The organism is Chitinophagales bacterium (genome assembly GCA_020636535.1).
Classification (GTDB): Bacteria; Bacteroidota; Bacteroidia; order Chitinophagales; family JADIYW01; genus JADJSS01.
The window spans coordinates 501,316-521,329 of the sequence record JACJXT010000011.1; the positions used below are offsets into that span (position 1 = coordinate 501,316).

17 protein-coding genes are annotated in these 20,014 nt (G+C 30.1%); 7 read left to right on the forward strand and 10 right to left on the reverse strand.

What is annotated here, in order from left to right; all coding sequences use genetic code 11:
* Nucleotides 1–235 precede the first annotated feature (235 nt).
* From H6553_02575 to H6553_02590, 4 genes are all read right to left on the reverse strand, one after another.
* Nucleotides 236–985, reverse strand: coding sequence for a hypothetical protein (locus H6553_02575; protein ID MCB9032701.1), 750 nt, complete (start codon nucleotides 983–985; stop codon nucleotides 236–238).
* A complete protein-coding gene (locus H6553_02580) occupies nucleotides 985–2,079 on the reverse strand; it encodes a Nif3-like dinuclear metal center hexameric protein (protein ID MCB9032702.1) in 1,095 nt (364 codons plus the stop codon). The genes H6553_02575 and H6553_02580 overlap by 1 nt, the downstream gene beginning before the upstream one ends.
* A gap of 61 nt (nucleotides 2,080–2,140) precedes the next feature.
* Nucleotides 2,141–2,632, reverse strand: coding sequence for a metallophosphoesterase family protein (locus tag H6553_02585; protein MCB9032703.1), 492 nt, complete (start codon nucleotides 2,630–2,632; stop codon nucleotides 2,141–2,143).
* A complete protein-coding gene (locus H6553_02590; GenBank protein ID MCB9032704.1) occupies nucleotides 2,629–3,840 on the reverse strand; it encodes an MFS transporter in 1,212 nt (403 codons plus the stop codon). The genes H6553_02585 and H6553_02590 overlap by 4 nt, the downstream gene beginning before the upstream one ends.
* A 123-nt stretch (nucleotides 3,841–3,963) precedes the next feature.
* Here H6553_02590 and ilvB point away from each other — a divergent pair, with 123 nt between their 5' ends.
* A complete protein-coding gene (ilvB, locus tag H6553_02595; protein MCB9032705.1) occupies nucleotides 3,964–5,679 on the forward strand; it encodes a biosynthetic-type acetolactate synthase large subunit in 1,716 nt (571 codons plus the stop codon).
* Nucleotides 5,680–5,682: 3 nt separating this feature from the next.
* On the opposite strand, the gene H6553_02600 is transcribed toward ilvB, so the two are convergent.
* Nucleotides 5,683–6,288, reverse strand: coding sequence for a DUF4126 domain-containing protein (locus tag H6553_02600; GenBank protein MCB9032706.1), 606 nt, complete (start codon nucleotides 6,286–6,288; stop codon nucleotides 5,683–5,685).
* 132 nt (nucleotides 6,289–6,420) lie between these two features.
* On the opposite strand from H6553_02600, the gene recG reads away from it, so the two are divergent.
* The 3 genes from recG to H6553_02615 all read left to right on the forward strand — a co-directional run bounded on the left by recG (nucleotide 6,421) and on the right by H6553_02615 (nucleotide 12,046).
* Entirely contained in the window at nucleotides 6,421–8,541 is a 2,121-nt protein-coding gene (gene recG / locus H6553_02605; GenBank protein MCB9032707.1) for an ATP-dependent DNA helicase RecG, read from the forward strand.
* Nucleotides 8,542–8,797: 256 nt separating this feature from the next.
* On the forward strand, nucleotides 8,798–10,663 hold the full coding sequence (locus tag H6553_02610; protein ID MCB9032708.1) for a hypothetical protein: 1,866 nt from the start codon (nucleotides 8,798–8,800) through the stop codon (nucleotides 10,661–10,663).
* A 186-nt stretch (nucleotides 10,664–10,849) separates the two neighbouring features.
* Nucleotides 10,850–12,046 (forward strand): glycosyltransferase, encoded by a 1,197-nt coding sequence (locus tag H6553_02615; GenBank protein ID MCB9032709.1) that lies wholly within the window; start codon nucleotides 10,850–10,852, stop codon nucleotides 12,044–12,046.
* Between the two features lie 133 nt (nucleotides 12,047–12,179).
* On the opposite strand, the gene H6553_02620 is transcribed toward H6553_02615, so the two are convergent.
* The 4 genes from H6553_02620 to hemH all read right to left on the reverse strand — a co-directional run bounded on the left by H6553_02620 (nucleotide 12,180) and on the right by hemH (nucleotide 15,840).
* Nucleotides 12,180–12,902, reverse strand: coding sequence for an ABC transporter ATP-binding protein (locus H6553_02620; GenBank protein ID MCB9032710.1), 723 nt, complete (start codon nucleotides 12,900–12,902; stop codon nucleotides 12,180–12,182).
* On the reverse strand, nucleotides 12,902–13,195 hold the full coding sequence (gene gatC / locus H6553_02625; protein ID MCB9032711.1) for an Asp-tRNA(Asn)/Glu-tRNA(Gln) amidotransferase subunit GatC: 294 nt from the start codon (nucleotides 13,193–13,195) through the stop codon (nucleotides 12,902–12,904). The genes H6553_02620 and gatC overlap by 1 nt, the downstream gene beginning before the upstream one ends.
* A 425-nt stretch (nucleotides 13,196–13,620) precedes the next feature.
* A complete protein-coding gene (gene mqnE, locus H6553_02630; GenBank protein ID MCB9032712.1) occupies nucleotides 13,621–14,805 on the reverse strand; it encodes an aminofutalosine synthase MqnE in 1,185 nt (394 codons plus the stop codon).
* A gap of 12 nt (nucleotides 14,806–14,817) precedes the next feature.
* Nucleotides 14,818–15,840: a ferrochelatase gene (gene hemH, locus H6553_02635; GenBank protein ID MCB9032713.1), complete on the reverse strand. Its 1,023-nt coding sequence runs from the start codon at nucleotides 15,838–15,840 to the stop codon at nucleotides 14,818–14,820.
* A 105-nt stretch (nucleotides 15,841–15,945) separates the two neighbouring features.
* On the opposite strand from hemH, the gene H6553_02640 reads away from it, so the two are divergent.
* The 3 genes from H6553_02640 to H6553_02650 all read left to right on the forward strand — a co-directional run bounded on the left by H6553_02640 (nucleotide 15,946) and on the right by H6553_02650 (nucleotide 18,904).
* Nucleotides 15,946–16,812, forward strand: coding sequence for a YicC family protein (locus tag H6553_02640; GenBank protein ID MCB9032714.1), 867 nt, complete (start codon nucleotides 15,946–15,948; stop codon nucleotides 16,810–16,812).
* Between the two features lie 35 nt (nucleotides 16,813–16,847).
* Nucleotides 16,848–17,726, forward strand: a complete 879-nt coding sequence (locus H6553_02645; protein MCB9032715.1) for a cation transporter — start codon at nucleotides 16,848–16,850, stop codon at nucleotides 17,724–17,726.
* A 137-nt stretch (nucleotides 17,727–17,863) separates the two neighbouring features.
* Nucleotides 17,864–18,904 (forward strand): Fic family protein, encoded by a 1,041-nt coding sequence (locus H6553_02650; GenBank protein MCB9032716.1) that lies wholly within the window; start codon nucleotides 17,864–17,866, stop codon nucleotides 18,902–18,904.
* A gap of 43 nt (nucleotides 18,905–18,947) precedes the next feature.
* Here H6553_02650 and H6553_02655 read toward each other — a convergent pair whose 3' ends face one another.
* Nucleotides 18,948–19,952, reverse strand: a complete 1,005-nt coding sequence (locus H6553_02655) for an MBL fold metallo-hydrolase (protein MCB9032717.1) — start codon at nucleotides 19,950–19,952, stop codon at nucleotides 18,948–18,950.
* Nucleotides 19,953–20,014 lie beyond the last annotated feature (62 nt).

The following is a 20,014-nucleotide window of genomic DNA, read 5'->3' on the forward strand; positions in this document are numbered from 1 at the left end:
TAGAAAATTTCATAGTATGACGAAAAAATTCATCTAGATTCTGCTATAAAAATCGTAAAAAAGATTCTCAATCTGGTTGAGAATGACAATTTTTATTGTATTCTGCTTCTAAAGTGCATAACGAGTTAATTTATTTTCTCTTAATATAACTTTTACTACAAATATAATACCATCTATAAAAAAATCCGAACCTATAAAAGATTCGGATCTAATTATTATAAACGAACATGATATTTTATACTTCTACATCATCATCAACATCTGCTAGAATTCTTCCGCAGTGTTCGCAAGAAATTAATTTTCTTTTTGTTCTAATTTCTGATTGAGTTTGAGCTGGAACGAAACCAAAGCAACCACCACAAGCATCTCTTTGAACATGAACTACTGCTAGGCCATTTTTATAATTGTGTCTAATTCTGTTATACGCAGTAATTAATCGATCTTCGATTCCAGATGCAATTTTTTCTGCTTTTTTCTCTAGGTCTTTTTCTTCTTTTTCTGTTTCTTCAATGATGTGATCTAGTTCTTTTTTCTTGCTTTTAAGCACATCTTTTTTGTCTTTCAGCTTGTCTTTATTTTCTTTAGCACTTTCTTTATAGTTTTCAATTGCTAAATCTTTCTCTTTAATTTTTTTCTCGTGCAATTGAATTTCTAGTTTTTGCATTTCAATTTCTTTGTTCAATGCATCAAATTCTCTGTTGTTTTTTACATTGTTCAATTGCTTATCGTACTTTGTAATTAAAGCGTTGGCATCTTTAATGCCTTGTTTTCTAGAGCTAATATCTTCTTGAGCTTCTGTTACTTGATGGTCAATTTTTTCAACTCTTCTTTCTAAACCAGCAATCTCATCTTCTAAGTCGGCAACTTCTATAGGCAACTCACCTTTTAAGACTCTAATTTCATCTATTTTAGAATGAATGGCTTGTAAAGCTTCTAATTGCTCTAATTTGTCTGTTACATTCGTTAATTCTTTCTTTTTTGCCATTATAAATAGTTTATCGGATTTGTATTTATTGTCGAAATTTGAACGGCAAAGTTACGAAATTTTTTTGTTAACAGATTATAAAATATTTCAGTTGTGTATTGCTCACTTTCATAATGTCCAATATCTGCTATAACTATTTGATTATCAGCATCAAAGAATTCGTGATATTTAAAATCTCCAGTAATAAAAATGTCTGCTTTGGCTGCAATAGCATTTTTTAACAAAAAACTACCGGCTCCACCACAAAATGCTACGGTTTTTATAGGTCGATTTAGCAATTTAGTATGTCTAATACATTGGCATTGCATCTTTTCTTTGAGTAGCTTTAAGAAATCTAATTCAGCCATTGCTTCGTTGAGTTCGCCAATCATTCCACTACCAATATTTTGATTCATATTGTCTAGTGTGATAATTTCGTAAGCAACTTCTTCGTATGGATGATGCTTGAACAGTGCTTGTAAAATATTTCGTTCTGCGTGTATAGGAAAAAGAACTTCTACTTTAGTTTCGTTTTCGTAATGTGTTTCATTAATTTTTCCTACAGTTGGATTGGCATTTTCATTGGCTTTGAATGAACCAATGCCTTCGGTACTAAAACTGCAATTGCTATAATTGCCAATATTTCCTGCACCAGCTTGGTACAAAGCATTGAGTAAATTTTCTTTTTGTGCAGTTGGAATATAGGTATATAACTTTTTTAGGATACTTTTTTTTGGTGCTAATATTTTTAGATTTTGTAGTCCTAATTTTTCGCCAATTTTATGATTGACACCTAGTTGAACATTGTCTAAATTAGTATGACAAGCATAAATTGCTATATCGTTTTTAATGGCTTTGATGACTACTCGCTCTACATAATTTTTACCATTGAGTTGTTTTATTCCACTAAATACAATTGGATGATGTGCTACCACCAAATTACAATTTTTAGCAATGGCTTCATCAATTACAGCTTCTATGGTATCTAAGCAAAGTAAAACTCCAGTACACTCAGCAGATTTGTCGCCAACAATTAATCCAGCATTATCATAACTTTCTTGATATTGTTTTGGAGCAAAAGCGTCAATCGTATCAATAATATCAGCAATTTTCATGATGTAAAGATACGCTAAATGTCTTAATACTAAATACCAACTATCTTGCTACAAATAAAAACTACCTTTTTAATTCTAGCACTTCTATATTTTTAGGAATGCTATTTTCTATTTGTAGTTTTATTGCAGTTCTAAACTTATGAAATCCATGTTTGCCATAAGCTCCTGGATTAATGTATAACCAGTTGTATTTTTCATCGTACTGAACTTTTAAAATATGCGAGTGTCCACACACTAAAATTTTTATGTCTTTTTGTGTTTGATGCAATGCATTAATTCTGGTATTGTATTTGCCAAAACTTCCAGCAATATGTGTCATTAAAATCTTGCAATTGTCTATATTAAAAATCTGATTTAATGGAAACTGATTTCTAATACTACTATCGTCTATATTGCCATAAACAACTTTGGTAGGTTTTATGCTTTCTAACTTTTTAATAACTTCAATGTTGCCAATATCACCTGCATGCCAAATCTCATCTACATTATTAAAGAAGTCTAAAAGTCTATCATCTATATATCCATGTGTGTCCGAAACTATACCTATGGTCATTCTAATTGTATTACCTTATAATAAATTATAGTTACAAGCAAAGATAATAAAGCAATCATCCACCAAACAAATTGCCAGCTAATTATATCTGCACCAATAGCAACTAATGGCGGACCTATAGTTAATGCAAATGCCCAAGCAAAAGTTTGCCAACCAGCATAAGCACCTCTGTTTTTCGAGTTGGTTCTACTCATCCAAAAAGTACTAGCTACTGGTAATGCTAACATTTCGCTTATGGTAATTAGCAATACTACTAAAGTAACCAATGCGTATGTATTATTAAATAATACCAAACATAAATAAGCTATTATATGAATGAAAGCACCAATAGGAATTGCATATAATTGATGCCTTTTTCTTGAAATCCAATACATCAATGCCATCTCAAATGCCACAATAAACAATCCGTTTAAAGTATACAACTGACCAATAAATTCTTCTGAAAAATGTTTCTCTGTTTTTAAGTATGCAGGCAAATTAGTAAATAATTGAAAAAAGCAAATAGCATATAAAGTAGTTGCCATTAAATAAAATACAAATACCTTATCTTTTAAAGGAGATAAGAAACCACTGCTATAATTATCGTTGGTATCCTGGATAACATCAATAGAAATGATACTTTTAGGACTAGGTAGTATAAAGTAAAAAATAATGCCAGAAATTATATTGGTACAACCATCTACCCAAAATAATAACTCGTATGATTGTGCAGCAATAAATCCACCTAAACCACCACCAATAGACCAACCTAAATTAAATGCCAAGCGATTTAGTGTAAATGAACGCGTCAAATTTTCTTTACTACTATAAGCACCAATAGCTGCAGCATTTGCAGGTCTAAATGCTTCATTAATTAAGCTTAAAAAAAATGCAGCAATACAAATAGCATAGTAACTTTTTAATTGACCAATAATCAAGAACATAATGCCACCACCAATTAAAGAAGTAATTTGTATGGTTTTAAAATCAAAATCATCTGTTAATTTGCCTCCAATATAAGCACCAAACATAGAGCCAATACCAAATAAAGCCATTACAATTCCACCTTGCGATAAGGAAAAACCAAGTTGTGTAGTTAAGTAAATCATCAAGAAAGGAAAAACCATGGTTCCCATTCTATTAATCAATAATACTAAAGAAAGCAACCACATTTCTTTGCTTAATCCTCTGTAAGAATCAATATAAAATATAAAACTTTTCCTTAGCATCAAACAGCAAAGTTAGCCATAATAAGTGCTTGTCATTTATTTAGTATAGATTTATTTGTAACATTTATCCATTTCCTAATATTGAATTGATTATTTTTGTAATTCTCAATAAAATTATAAGCAATGAGTGATAGCAATAAGCAATTAATTTCTGGTGCAGAAGCAGTAATCAAAAGTTTAGTAGAAGCAGGTATAGATACCATTTTTGGATATCCTGGTGGAGCTATTATGCCAATTTATGATGCTTTATGGCATTATACAGATAAAGTAAAACATGTACTAACAAGACATGAGCAAGGTGCTACTCATGCTGCTGAAGGTTGGGCAAGAATTAGAAATAAAGCGGCAGTTTGTTTTGCAACTTCTGGTCCTGGTGCTACAAATTTAGTTACTGGTATTGCTGATGCTATTATGGATAGTACTCCTATGGTTTGTATTACTGGTCAAGTACCAATGCATTTATTAGGTACAGATGCTTTTCAAGAAACAGATGTTGTAGGGATTACTATGCCAATTACTAAATGGAATTATCAAATTACTAAAGCGTCTGAAGTTCCTGAAATTATTGCTAAAGCTTTCTTTATTGCGAATACTGGCAAACCTGGACCTGTTTTAATTGATATTACAAAAAATGCTCAATTTGAAATGATGGAATGGAAAGGTTATACGCCTTGTACTGCTGTGCGTGGCTATCATCCAAGTCCTGAAATTGATGAAAATAAAGTTAAACAAGCTGCTACTATTATTAATGATTCTAAAAAACCTTTAATCATAGCAGGACAAGGCATTATGATTGCTGGTGCTAGACAACAGTTAGAAGCATTTTCTGCAAAAACGGGTATTCCTGTTGCTACAACTATGCAAGGATTAGGTGCTGTTAGTCCAGATTTTAAAAACTATGTAGGTATTCCTGGTATGCATGGCAATTATTCTGTCAATAAAAAAATGAATGAGTGTGATGTAATGATTGCTGTTGGTATGCGTTTCGATGATAGAGTTACTGGCGATGTAAAACGATTTGCCAAACAAGCAAAAGTAATTCATATAGAAATAGATCCAATGGAGATTGATAAAGTAGTAAAAACAGAAGTTGGAATCTTATCTGATGCAAAAATTGCTTTAGAAGCATTAACGCCATTGGTAAATGAAAACAATCATCAAACTTGGATAGAGACTTTTAAAGCATTAGATAAACAAGAGTTTGAAAAAGTAATTGAACCTGCTATTCATCCTAAAGAAGGTGGAATTAAAATGGGTGAAATTATGCATCTAATAGATGAAAAAACAGACGGACAAGCAGTTATTATTCCAGATGTTGGTCAACATCAAATGTATGCGATGCGTTATTATTCGTATAAAAATAACAACTCATGGATAAGCAGTGGAGGTTTAGGAACAATGGGATTTGCATTGCCAGCTTCTATTGGAGCTCAAATGGCAGCACCAGAGAGATTAGTAGTTAATATTATTGGTGATGGATGTTTTCAAATGACGATACAAGAACTAGGCACTATATGGCAACACGAATTACCTATTAAAACAGTTATATTCAATAACAACTATTTAGGAATGGTGCGTCAATGGCAAGAGCTGTTTTTCGATAATCGTTATTCTTCAGTTGAATTAAAAAATCCAGACTTTGTGGCTATAAGCAAAGGTTTTGGTATAGCATCTGCAAAAGTTACAGATAGAGCAGATTTAAGTAAAGCATTAGATGTTATGTTTGCTCACCAAGGACCATATGTTTTGGAAGTGGTGGTAGAAAAAGAAGAAAATTTATTTCCAATGGTACCAAGTGGTGCAAGTTGCGATGAAGTTATTCTAGAGCCACAAGTGTAATACTTATGTTGCCACACTTGAATTGGGTATGCGTTTCTTAAAATAACGGATAGTAAATAACAAAATCAGTACTACAATAATACAAACAATTATTGCTACAATTACTGGCATAATAATACTCATTATACTACCAATAATAGACAAACCATGTTCTGTAGTAGCTACTACTGGATTAGCTAAACCACCTGTAGTTGCAGTAGAAGTTGCTCTAGTAAGTGCTGTGCCAGCTTGAATAATACCAGCACTTCCACCACCAACCATAATACCAAGTCCCCATTTTAACATTGGATCTACTTCTGGTAATATTGCCGATGCCGTTAATAAAGTTCCTGCCGCAACAGAAGCAGGTGTAGTTATAGAGTCGAGTATATTATCTACAAAAGGAATATAATATCCTAAAACTTCAAAAACAGTAGCCGTACTAAATGCAATAATAGCAGCAGTACTAGACATCCACTGAAAGTTTTCGCCTAAATGTAAAATACCTAATTTACTAGCAATACTAGCAACTAATAAAGGAATAAAAACTCTAAAACCACAACTTGCACTTAAACCAAGTCCCATTAAAAAACTAAGTACAACTTTGTTTTCACTTAGTATTTGAACCATGTCATTAGATACAAATTGCATAATGGTAGTATCCATAATTTTAATTTTATAATTAAATCTACAAAAAGTAAACCAAACTTTTAAATTTCAACATATAATTACGAGAAGTAATAAAATACTTATATTTATAGCATGTCTGCCGAGCGAAAAGATGTACAGTTTTTAAATACACCAATAGAATATTTAAAAGGTGTTGGACCAGAAAAAGCAACGGTGCTTAAAAATGAATTGCAGATTTTTTCTTTTGGTGATTTAATCAAACATTTCCCATATCGTTATGTCGATAGAAGTCAAATTCATACTACCAATGATATTGGTAATTCAGATACCTATATTCAACTTAAAGGAAAAATAAAAAATATGGTAGAGTTAGGTCATGGTAGAGCAAAGCGATTGTCGGCTGTGTTTTATGATGATGTTGGTGAAGTAGAACTCGTTTGGTTTAAAGGTATTCAGTGGATAAAAAAAGGAATTGATGCCAACACTACTTTTCTATTATATGGGAAACCTACTTATTTTAATCATTCATATAATATAGCACATCCTGAATTAGAAATTTTTAATGCTGCTAAAAATAAGTACGAACAACCATTTAGAGCACTGTACAATACTACAGAAAAAATGAAGAAAAAAGGATTAGACAGTAAAGCGTTTCAAAAGCTAATTGCTAATCTGCTGGTAAATTTAAAACCAGAACATATAATAGATTTTATACCAAAAAAATATATAGAAATGTATCGTATGTTATCAAGATACGATGCTTATGTCAATATACATCAACCAAAAAATAATAGCTTACAACATCAAGCAATAAAAAGATTAAAGTTTGAAGAATTATTTATTACGCAAATTAATTTGGTAGAGTTAAAGCTCATTCATCAAAAAGAAAAAGGATTTATATTTGAAAAGATAGATAATCATTTTGATAATTTCTATCATCATTTATTGCCATTTGAGTTAACCAACGCTCAAAAAAGAGTACTTAAAGAAATACGAAAAGATATGCTTAGTGGAAAGCAAATGAATAGATTGTTACAAGGTGATGTTGGTAGTGGAAAAACCATTGTAGCATTGCTGTGTATGTTAATGGCTATTGATAATAATTTTCAAGCGACACTAATGGCTCCAACAGAGATTTTAGCTCAACAACATTTTCAAGGCATACAAGAGTTACTACAAAATACCAATATTAATGTACAGTTGCTTACTGGTTCAACAAAATCAAAAGAAAAAAAACAAATATTAAAAGCTGTAAATGAAGGTTTGGTAGATTTACTAATTGGTACGCATGCATTAATTGAAGATACTGTTCAGTTTAAAAATTTAGGCATTGCTATAATAGACGAACAACATCGTTTTGGTGTAGAACAAAGAGCTAAACTGTATACCAAAAATACTACTGCACCACATATTTTGGTAATGACTGCTACACCAATTCCTAGAACATTAGCAATGACTTTATATGGCGATTTAGATGTTTCGGTGATTGATGAATTGCCACCAGGAAGAAAACCAATTAAAACAATACATAAGTTTGAGAGTCATCGTTTGGAGCTTTTTGGTTTTATGCGTGATGAAATTAAAAAAGGAAGACAAATATATATTGTTTATCCATTGATTCAAGAATCAGAAAAATTAGATTTAATTGATTTGCAAAATGGTTACGAAGCTATTTGTAGAGCATTTCCAATTCCAGATTATTTTGTAAGCGTAGTGCATGGTAAAATGAAACCAGCAGATAAAGATTTTGAGATGCAGCGATTTCTAAAAAAAGAAACGCAAATTATGGTAGCTACAACAGTAATAGAAGTTGGCGTAAATGTTCCTAATGCATCGGTGATGATTATTGAAAATGCAGACCGATTTGGCCTATCGCAATTGCATCAACTAAGAGGTAGAGTTGGAAGAGGAGCAGACCAATCGTATTGTATTTTAATGACTGATTTTAAGCTATCGCAAGATGCTAAGAAAAGAATTAAAACCATGTGCGAAACCAACGACGGTTTTAAAATTGCAGAAGTAGACTTGGCATTGCGTGGTCCAGGAAATATGGAAGGCACACAACAAAGTGGTGCTTTGCAATTGAGTATTGCCAATATTGCTACCGATGGAAAAATTTTAGAAGAAGCAAGAAAAACAGCGATAGCTATTTATGAGAACGATGCTACACTACAACACGAAGACAATAAATGGTTACGCTATTATTTGCAAGCACAAAAACAAAAGAAAAATAGTTGGATAAGTGTTTCGTAGGTTTTTTAATTTGTAAAGTAATTGATTTTACTTTATTTTAATGACACAGGGTAATGATAGTATCATTAGTATTATTTGGCATTTATATTACTAGAGATATTTATAGTGTATATCCATTTAGTGCTTGATTGTGTTAAATTTAGCTTGATTTATAGATATTCTATTTCAATAACATCAAAAATCTTCTTTTTATAGCTTTTTGTTCCCTAACATTCATTTATTATTTATATCCAATGAATACCTTATTTTTGTGCCAGTGAAAATTGTATCATTTATAGGTCTTCTCTTTTTTTGTGTCATAGCTTTGGCTCAGCAACGCATTACACAACCAAATCCAAAATTGTACTACGATACCAAATACACTACACTAAGTTTAGATGCTATGGTGCGTATAGATTCATCTCGTCACAATATTCATCGATATAATACTACAGAGAAAGAGCCAGTGCCATATTATAACTTAGGTAATTTTGGTACAGCATACTATCCATTAATGTTTACTACAAATTATGATATTGGATTTAAACATGGCTTTAATAGTTTTTATAAATATTATGTTGATAAAAATAATATTAAATTTTTTGATACAAAAACACCATATACACAGTTGGCATTTATTTTTGGAGCAAAAGAAGAAATTATTGGTGGTGCAGAGTTCTCACAAAATATAAAAAAGCAACACAACATTGCATTTTCATTTAAACGAAATAACTTTAAAGGACAGTCAAGCTATAGTCAAAGCATACATCATAATTTATACATTGATTATTGGTTTCGTAGTAAATCTAATTTTTACGACTTAAAAACTGCTTTTATTTACAATCAGGTTAAAAATCAAGAAAATGGTGGTTGGGCTATCGATTCTGTTTTTAAAGACAATTTATATCAAGGTAGAAAAAGTTTTGTAGAAACCAATATGTCAACTGCACTCAATAATTATAATCAGCGAGAAATATTTGCAGTTCAACAGTTTCGTATTGGACAAAAAGTTTTAGACAGTATCAACGATTCTACACAACAGAAAAGAATAATTCCAAAATATATAATTGAACATAGTATTAGTTATAATAATGAACGATTTTTATTTAAAGCAGAAAAAACCGATTCTGCATTTTTTGCCAATTCTTTTTTAAGTGCAGATTCTACTCACGACTTAACTAAAACTTGGAATATTACGAATGAAGTTTGGTTTAAAAATGTAACAACAGATAGTACAAGTTCATTAAAGTATGGAGCAGGATTAAGTTATAGTCTAATAAAATATAAAAATTTATTCGATAAAAAATTCTTTAATGATGTAAAATTAAAAGCATTTGTACAAGATAAATTTAAAACGGTGCCATTTTATTATTCAGCAAATGTACAACTCGATATTGCACCATATTTTTTTGGCGATTTTAGTGTAGATGCAAAGCTACATTACGATTTTACAAATGAAATAACAATGTATGCAAAGTTAAATGCAAGCCATACATCTCCAACACAAAAAGAAGAACAATATATCTCCAATCATTTTATTTGGAATAATGATTTTAAGAAAGTATTTAACCAAACATCAACTATTGGTTTTATTTGGAAAGAACAATTATTAGATGTTGCACTACAAAATAATTTCATAAAAAATTATATCTACTACGATACAAGTGCTACACCAAAACAATACCATCAATCGTTAAATGTATTGCAATTATTCATTACCAAAGATTTCGATTTTAAGTTTTTATACTGGAGCAATCAATTTTGGATTCAATTTATCAATCATAAAGATATTGTTAGATTACCAATATTTGCAATGAAAGAAAGTATTTACTACAAAGGTGGTTGGTTCAGTGGTAAATTAAACGCACATATAGGTTTTGATATTTTTTACAATACTAATTTTAAAGCTAATGCTTATCAACCAGCACTTGCAACATTTTATCAGCAAGACAAAGAAAAACTCAAATACTATCCAATTGTAGATGCCTTTTTTACTTTAAATGTAAAACAAACCAATATTTTTATGCGATTTGAACACATCAGTCAAGGTATGTTTAAGCAAAAAGGAATTTATACAGCACCAAATTATGGTTATATAGACAGAGCATTTAGAGTTGGTGTTTACTGGAACTTTTATGATTAAGCGTAAGAATAAATAAAAAAATACAGCAATTATTGTATTGTTAAGAATAATGTCAGAAGGAAACTTCTGACAGCACGAAAAATGACATCTCAAGCTTATTTATCTATCATTATTTCTAATAAAATACATTTTTTAATTCAAAGTTTTACATTCAACTTCTAATGCGTAATTTTGATTGTTTATATAATGAAACAAATTTTATTCCTTACTACACAATTACCATTTCCACCAATTAGTGGAGGAATTATAAAAACCTATAAATTAATAGAATATTTTTATACTAAATATGATATTACACTTGCTTGTTTCTTAAAATCAGAAGAAGAAGTAAATGAGTTACCAAAGTTTCAAAAGTTATTTCCAAATATTAAAATTATAGCTTTTCCTTTTTCAGTAGATAGAAATATCAAAACATTCATTAAAAGCAATTTGCAAAAAATTTCTATGAATGAATATAGAAATCGTTCTACTCAAATGCACGAATTGCTACAACCAATTTGGAATACTATTGACACTGTTTTTGTAGACCATTTAGAAATGTATCAATACATTCCAAACGAGTTTAAAGGAAAAAAGATATTGCATCAACACAATGCAGAATTTGTAATGTGGTATCGATTTGCTTTGTTAGAAAAAAATTATTTTAAACGATTTGCACTTAGAAACCAAGCTTACCAAGTACAACAACTAGAAAAAAAATATTGCAACGATGCAGATGTTATATTAGCAGCACCAAACGACCAACATATTTTAGAACAAATAGGTATTCCTAAAAATAAATTCCGTTTAACTTATCATCTTGGCGACGATACTTATATTGATAATAATGATTTAGTATATAATAGAAATCATAAAGCAATTATGTATGTTGGCACATTGTCTTGGGAAGCTAATGTAAATGGTTTGCTTTGGTTTATCAATCATATTTGGCAACAAATTATAGAAAAAGAACCTAATACTAAATTTTATATTATTGGAAAAAATCCTGATGAAAGATTAAAACAAGCAGCACAGCAATTTCCTAATATTGTTTTCACTGGTTTTGTAGCAGACCTAGAATCATACTTTCAACAATGTAGTGTTGCTATTGCTCCTTTGTTGTTTGGAAGTGGCATTAAAGTTAAAGTAATTTCATATATGTACAGAGGTATTCCTTGTGTTACAACAAACATTGGCGTAGAAGGTTTGGCTGTTACTGATGAACAAGAAATAATGATTAAAGACAATGCCGACGATTTTGCTATTGCAGTTTTAGCTTTAATGAATAATGAAGTACTTTGGAATAAACTATCACAATTAAGCAGAAATTTTGCCAAAACCAATTTATCATGGAATGCAGTATTACAAATTGCTGCACAAACAATAGACGAAGATATATTATAACAAGCAAATCTCATTCTGAATTTACTTCAGAATCTTTTCATAAAGAATTTACAAATAAATGAAATTAGTAAAATAATTTTTATTTAGTTTATAGTCTGAGATTGTTACAATGGCAATTAATAATCAGAAACTTTTACACCAACTCTACTTTTCTAATATCTTCATTTTTCTTGTCGCTTTCTATTAGTCCATCTCTTAAACGAACAATGCGATGTGTGTATGCAGCAATATCTTCTTCGTGTGTTACTACAACTAAAGTGTTGCCATTATTGTGAATTTCTTCAAACAAAGCCATAATTTCGTAGGAAGTTTTAGTGTCTAAATTTCCTGTTGGTTCATCTGCTAATATCAAAGATGGATTATTAACCAAAGCTCTTGCTACTGCAACTCTTTGTCGCTGACCACCAGATAATTCATTAGGTTTGTGTTGTAACCTTTCGCCTAATCCAACTTGCTCTAAAACTTCTGTAGCTCTTGCAATGCGTTTGCTCTTGCTCCAACCAGCGTAAATTAATGGTAGTGCTACATTTTCTAAAGTAGATAATCGTGGTATTAAGTTGAAAGTTTGAAAGATAAAGCCAATTTTTTTGTTTCGTACTTCTGCCAATTCATTGTCGTTGAGTTTGCTAATATCTCTTCCATCTAAATAGTAAGCACCAGCACTTGGCGTATCTAAGCAACCTAAAATATTCATTAGCGTAGATTTTCCAGAACCAGATGGTCCCATTAGTGCTACATAATCATTTTTATAAATATTTAAATCTATAGATTTTAAAGCTTGAATTACTTCGCTACCTAGTTTAAATTCTCGTTTTATACCTTGAATTTCAATTACTTTTTCTTTGTTTTCTTCCACTATTTAGCTTTAACAAATTTAGGTACTTTAATGTAATCACTGTCTTTAATAGGTGCATTTTCTAATGCTTCTTGCTTGGTAATATAGTATTTTACTACATCTTCTCTAAACACATTTACATCTTCATTGATGTATTTTAATGGTTCAACTCCTTCAGTATCTAACTCATTTAATTGTTCCATAAAATTAAGAATTTTGGTTAAGTCTTCCTTAATCAACTCTTTTTCATCTGCATTAAATTCTAATTTGTTTAAATTAGATAATTTTTCAATCAAAGCATCATCTACAATCATAAATCAAAAATATACAACGAAATTACGCTAAAGCAATTAGCTATCAAAATAAATTGAGCTTATTTAATAATTTTACAATTCCTACTTTATCTCGTCATTTTACATTTGTAATGTAAGAAAAGGATGATTTAAGACTACAATAAATGTATTTTTTTTTATTCAAAACATTAAATATAATAACTATATGCTTTTTAGCCATTTTGTCCACTTTGCCTATACTAATAATAAAACTGTTTAAACTTATTGTAGCGTTCTCTTGTGAGAGACTTCTGCTATGAAGTAAAAGTAAAAAGCAAGAAAATGTATACCTAAAATCTATTATGAAAGAGGTCTAATACTATAATTTATTAAAAATAATACAAAATGTAGAGGTATACTATATTAATTATCCGCAGTTTAAAAAGAATGAATAAAGTATAAAACCACTAATACATTCTGGCTTTGTTTTTTTCATCTTCTTCAAAAACAACATCGCTATAATCTTGAATGGTATTGTACAATGTATCTCTTTCTATTGGTTGTCTGCCTACTGCTTTAATTAAATTCACTAATTCTCTTGTACTCATAGCTGGTGTTTGTTCTTCGCTTCCAGCCATAGAATAAATTTTCGTTGTATCGTCTATTGTACCATCTACATCATCTACACCAAAGTTTAACGACAACTGTGTAGTATTTCTACCAATCATTGCCCAATACGATTTAATGTGTTCAAAATTGTCTAAGTAAATTCTGGCAATGGCATAATTGCGTAAATCTTCTATAATGCTTACTTCTGGCAAGTGTTGCATTTCGTTGTGCTGATTTCTAAATTTTAAAGGAATAAATGCATTAAAACCACCAGTTTCATCTTGTAGCTGTCGCAATCTTTCCATGTGATCTACTCTATGCCAAAACTGTTCTATGTGTCCGTACAACATGGTAGCATTAGATTTTTGACCTAACTCATGCCATACTTTATGTATAGCCAACCATTCTTCTGCACTACATTTTCCACCAGCAATTTCTGGACGAATATCTTCGTGAAAAATTTCTGCACCACCACCTGGCATCGAATTTAAACCAGCATCAAGCATTGCTTTCATGCCATCTTTATAAGATAACTTTGCTTTTTTAAATATATAATGATATTCTACTGGTGTTAATGCTTTAATGTGTAAATCTGGTCGATGTTGTTTTATTTTTTGAAACAACTCTGTATAAAATTCAAAGTTTTGTTTTGGAATAACGCCACCTGTAATATGTACTTCTGTTACTGGCTGATTATCATATTTTTTAATAATATTTAAGATATCATCAATAGATAATTCCCAACCTTCTTCTCTGTTTTTTATAAGTCGAGAGTAAGCACAAAACTTGCAAGTATATACACAAATATTAGTTGGCTCTACATGAAAATTTCTGTTGAAATAAGTTTTGTTTCCGTGTTTTTTATTTCTAATGTAATTGGCTAATGTTCCTACAAAACCAATGTCTGCTTTTTCATACAACAATACACCATCATCAAATGAAATTCTTTCGTCATGGAGTACTTTTTTTGCAATATGTTTTAAATCTTTAGTTATATTCAAATCAAAAATAAAATCAATATCGCTGTGTAATGTGTTGGTCATGATGTTCTTTTTCTATCGTTGTTTAATGAGTTCACAAACTGCATTTGTCCAAAGTTCATTGCTGTTTAAGCTTTCTACTAATTGAATTTTTTCGCCACCAGCTGCTACAAATAACTCTTCTAATTCTACTTGAATTTCGTATAAAGTTTCTAAGCAATCTGCTACAAAAGATGGTGCTACTACAAGCAAGTTTTTCTTTCCTTCTTTTGCTAGTTCTGGCAATCTGTGAACAGTATAAGGTTCTATCCAAACTTCTTTTCCTAATCTAGATTGAAACGCAATTTCGTACTGCGATGCGTCTAGTTGCAATTTATCTACAATGGCTCTTGTTGTAGCATGACACTGTGCTTTGTAGCAAAACTTATTTTCATTGGTCATTATATTACAACAAGCACTTTGTGGTTTGCAAATATTTTTGCTTTTATCTTCTTTTATTAAGTGTCGAAATGGAACACCGTGATAACTAAATACAATTTTATCATATTTTTTATAATCATATTTTTTTATTTGAGTAACCCAAGCATCAATAAAAGGTTCAAAGTCGTAGTATGATTTTATCAAACTTAAATCAGGAACGCTTAAATCTTTTTTAGTAATTTCCATTACTTTATCTAAAACAGTTCCTGTAGAAGACGAAGCATATTGTGGATACAAAGGCACTACTACAATTCTATCTACCTTTTTGTTTTGTAGTTGGTTTATTGCATACTCAATAGATGGTTGTTGATATCGCATGGCTAATTCAACTATGTAATCATCTCCTAACTGAGCTTGTACTTTTTTAGCTAATTCTTGCGAATGATACATTAATGGCGATCCTTTTTCCTTGTCCCAAATTGCTTGATAAGTTCTAGCAGAATTTTTATATCGTGCTGGAACAATAATTGCTCTTACCAACAAATTTCTTTTTAACCAACCAAAGTCAATTACTCTTTTGTCTGTTAAAAATTCTAATAAGTATTTATATACATCTTTTGGATTAGGACTATCTGGCGTACCTAAGTTTATCAATAAAACACCAATCTTTTTGCTCACCATGCTTCAACAAAAATACAATGCTTTTGTTTAACGCTTTGTTATTAATTTTTGAGTACATATAAAACAGTTCATTTAATTTTTTGCATATTTGTAAAAAAAGCCATGCTACAATCAATGACAGGTTATGGAAAGACCAATGTGTTGTTAAACAACTTTCATTATAGTATTGAAATAAAAACGCTGAATAGCAAAAGTTTAGATATTAATTTTAGATTGCCAAACAGTTTGAGAGTATTTGAATTAGACTGGAGAAAAACTATAGCAGAGCAATTAGTTAGAGGAAAAATTGATGTTTATTTTAATGAAGAAAAAAATATAACGAATAATACTATATTGAATATAGATAAAATATATTCTATTTATGAACAGTTAAAATCATTGTCAGATGAAAAACAAATTCCTTTGGGTGATGTCTTGCCTTCTATTATTAGATTGAACGAAGTAAGTAAAAACGATTTAGATTTTATTGATGAAAATGCAGCTATAACTATTGGAAAAGCATTTGAGCAAACAATTCAAGATGTAGTAACTTTTAGAAAAAAAGAAGGCGAAAGTTTATACCATTTTATTGAAAGTCAGCTGTTAGCAATTCAATCACTACTACAAAAAATTGCACCATTAGAAGATGATAGAAGAAGTAAGTTAACAGATAAATTAAAACAATCTATTGAAAATGCTACAATAAATTATGATAAAGACAGATTTGAACAAGAGCTTATTTATTATATAGAAAAATTAGATATTAGTGAAGAAAAAGATAGATTGGCTACACATTGCAATTATTTTTTTAACTATATTAAAGAATCTCATGATAATAAAGGTAAAAAACTGCAATTTATTTGTCAAGAAATTGGACGAGAAATAAATACCATTGGCTCAAAAGCAAATGATGCAGCAATACAAACTATCGTTGTAAATATGAAAGATGCACTAGAAAAGATTAAAGAACAATTAAACAATATTTTATAACACTGCAATATTCTAATTCCTAGTATCTTTGAGTTATGGAAGCTGCAAATACTGCAATTAAAACTACATATCTTAGTATACTAGGCAATTTATTGCTAGCTACAATCAAAGGGTTAGCTGGTTTTTTTGGCAATTCCTACGCACTCATTGCAGATGCTATTGAGTCTTCTGCTGATGTACTGTCTTCTACTTTATTGCTATTTGGATTGAAATATTCTAATAAACCAGCCGATGAAGATCATCCATATGGTCATGGAAAAATAGAACCATTAGTTACCTTTTTTATAGTTGCTTTTTTGGTGATTTCTGCCTTTTTAATTGCGTATAAAGGTGTAATCAACATTTTATCAGATGACCAAGAAGCACCAGAAGCATGGACATTAATTGTTTTGGCAGTCATTATTATTTGGAAAGAATTGTCTTATCAGTACATTGTTAGAAAAAGCAAACAAATTAATAGTACTGCATTAAAAGCAGATGCTTGGCATCATAGAAGCGACGCTATAACTTCTATTGCTGCATTTATTGGTATTAGTATAGCACTTATTTTTGGAAAAGGTTTTGAAGTAGCAGATGATTGGGCTGCTTTATTTGCATCTGGATTTATCTTATATAATAGTTACTTAATTTTGAGACCAGCACTTGGCGAAATTATGGACGAACATTTTTACGATGATTTGATTGCTGAGATAAGAGTAAGATCACTAGAAGTAAATGGAATACTAGCAACAGAAAAATGTTTTGTAAGAAAATCTGGTATGCAATATTTAATAGATTTACATGCAGAAGTAGATGGCAATATCTCTGTAGCAGATGGTCATGAAATTGCACATCATTTAAAAGATCATTTAATGGAAACCATTCCTAATATCAGTGATGTATTAATACATATTGAACCATTTGAAGAGAGTTGATTGATAAAGATTGGCAGTATTTTTTATAGAAATTCTAGGTCAATAAATAACTTATAGCTCATTCAAAAATAAAAAACTAGTCAAAATAAACAATATTTGAGCTATAAATATTATATTTATGAGCCATAAACAGTCAAATGATTAAGACAAGAGACCGACAGATTATTGACTTTATTAGAAAAAATGGAGGAAGTTCTTCAAAGGATATTTTTGAAGGTATTTCTGCATCGTATAGTTACGCTACATTAAAACGGAATTTAACAAAATTAATTGCAGATAATTATTTGGTTGCACAAGGTAAAGGTAGAGGAACAAAATATTTTCTTTCGCCAGCATTTGAAATTATCCAGCCAATAAATATTGATAAATATTACGAAAAAGAAATTGACGAAAGGCAAATTAAAGAAACTTTCAATTTCGAATTAGTTAATGAAATCCTAAATAAAAATAATGTATTTACTCAAAACGAGTTAGAAAAACTCAATTTGTTACAAAAAGAATATGAATCTAATATTAAAGATTTAAGTGCTACTGATTACCAAAAAGAGCTGGAAAGACTAGCTATTGACTTGAGCTGGAAATCTGCTCAAATTGAAGGCAATACTTATTCGTTATTAGAAACTGAACGACTATTAAAAGAAAAGCAAACGGCATCTGGAAAAACAAAAGAAGAAGCAGTAATGCTCTTAAATCACAAAGATGCTCTTGATTTTATTATTGAGAATAAAGATTATTTAAATCCATTAACTGTATCAAAAATAGAAGACATTCATAATATTCTAATTAAAGAACTTGGTGTTGAGCGGAATTTGAGAAAAAGACGCATTGGTATTTCTGGAACAAATTACAAACCTCTTGACAATGAATTTCAGATATTAGAAGCACTTAAAGAAGCATGTAATGTAATAAACAATAAGAAAGTTGTTTTTGAAAAAGCATTGCTTGCCTTAGTCTTGATTTCCTATATTCAACCATTCATGGACGGAAACAAAAGAACAGCAAGAATTGTAAGTAATTCTATCTTAATAAACTATAACTACTGTCCTTTATCTTTTAGAACTGTAGACTCAATAGATTATAAAAAGGCGATGTTGTTATTCTATGAACAAAACAATATTTCTAATTTCAAAGACATCTTTATTGAACAATTTGAATTTGCAGTTAGAACCTACTTTTAAAAATAGCAATTTGCTTCCTATCACACAAAACAACAAGAAAATACTACAACTCAACACTAGTAAAAGGCAACATAATATAAGCAGGAATACTATCAGCTCTAAACATAGGCAACATCTCTTCTATATGTGATGATTTTAAATACTGTACTGGTTTATCACTATTCTTAAAAAAGTTAGTCCAATGTTGCATTAAAACAATTTTAGGTTGTAGCATACTATTGAGTTGTTGCATTTTTTCATCACAAGCTTTTTCTTTCCAATAAATAGGCAACAACATATCAAACGGTCTTTGCTCTCCAAGTGTTTTTAAAATGCCATAACTCTCTTGAGGTATCTGTCCAGTATTCAATAGCATTCTATAGTAAATCGTATCAGCTTGTAAAATATCTATGACATAAGAAAAATTCGGACCAGCTTGCCATTGATACAACTTACTTGGCAACACACTCAAGTTGTCAGCATAACAACCATTAAACATCACTACATTAGCAAAATGTGGACCATGTGGACTCAATATTGGTTGTACTCTATAGGTACTGTCTTTGCTATAAATCCATCGTTCAATATTAGCATCACTTGCAATGTATTTGCTTTTGTGTTCATCTAAAAGACCATGCAATTCACTCAAAGTACAAGAAGATGTTACAACCGAAAAACTATCTTTTTGATTAACGAAACTAGCAATATCTAAACAATGATCATAATGTCCATGCGATACAGTAATCATTTGAACATTATTGTAGTAAACACTATCTAATATAGTATTTAAATTTTTATATTTTATTTTCCCAACACTTCCACTTAATAAACTCGGATTGCTAAAAAATGGATCGCACACCAACTGTTTTCCATCATAGTCAATAATAAAACAACTAGTACCTAAATAAGTCAATCGTATATTTTTTTCATGTTGATTTTGAAGTATATATGGCGAAGTTGACTGAACATTAACAGCTTTACCAATGGTACTAAACTTTAAAAATAAAATTGCAACAAGTACTGCAATCAATATAAGTATAATGTATATAAAAATTTTTACTGCTTTCATCTGGTTGGTACACAAAGATACAAATACTTACCAACGAAAAATAATGTTTGTTAAAAATTAAA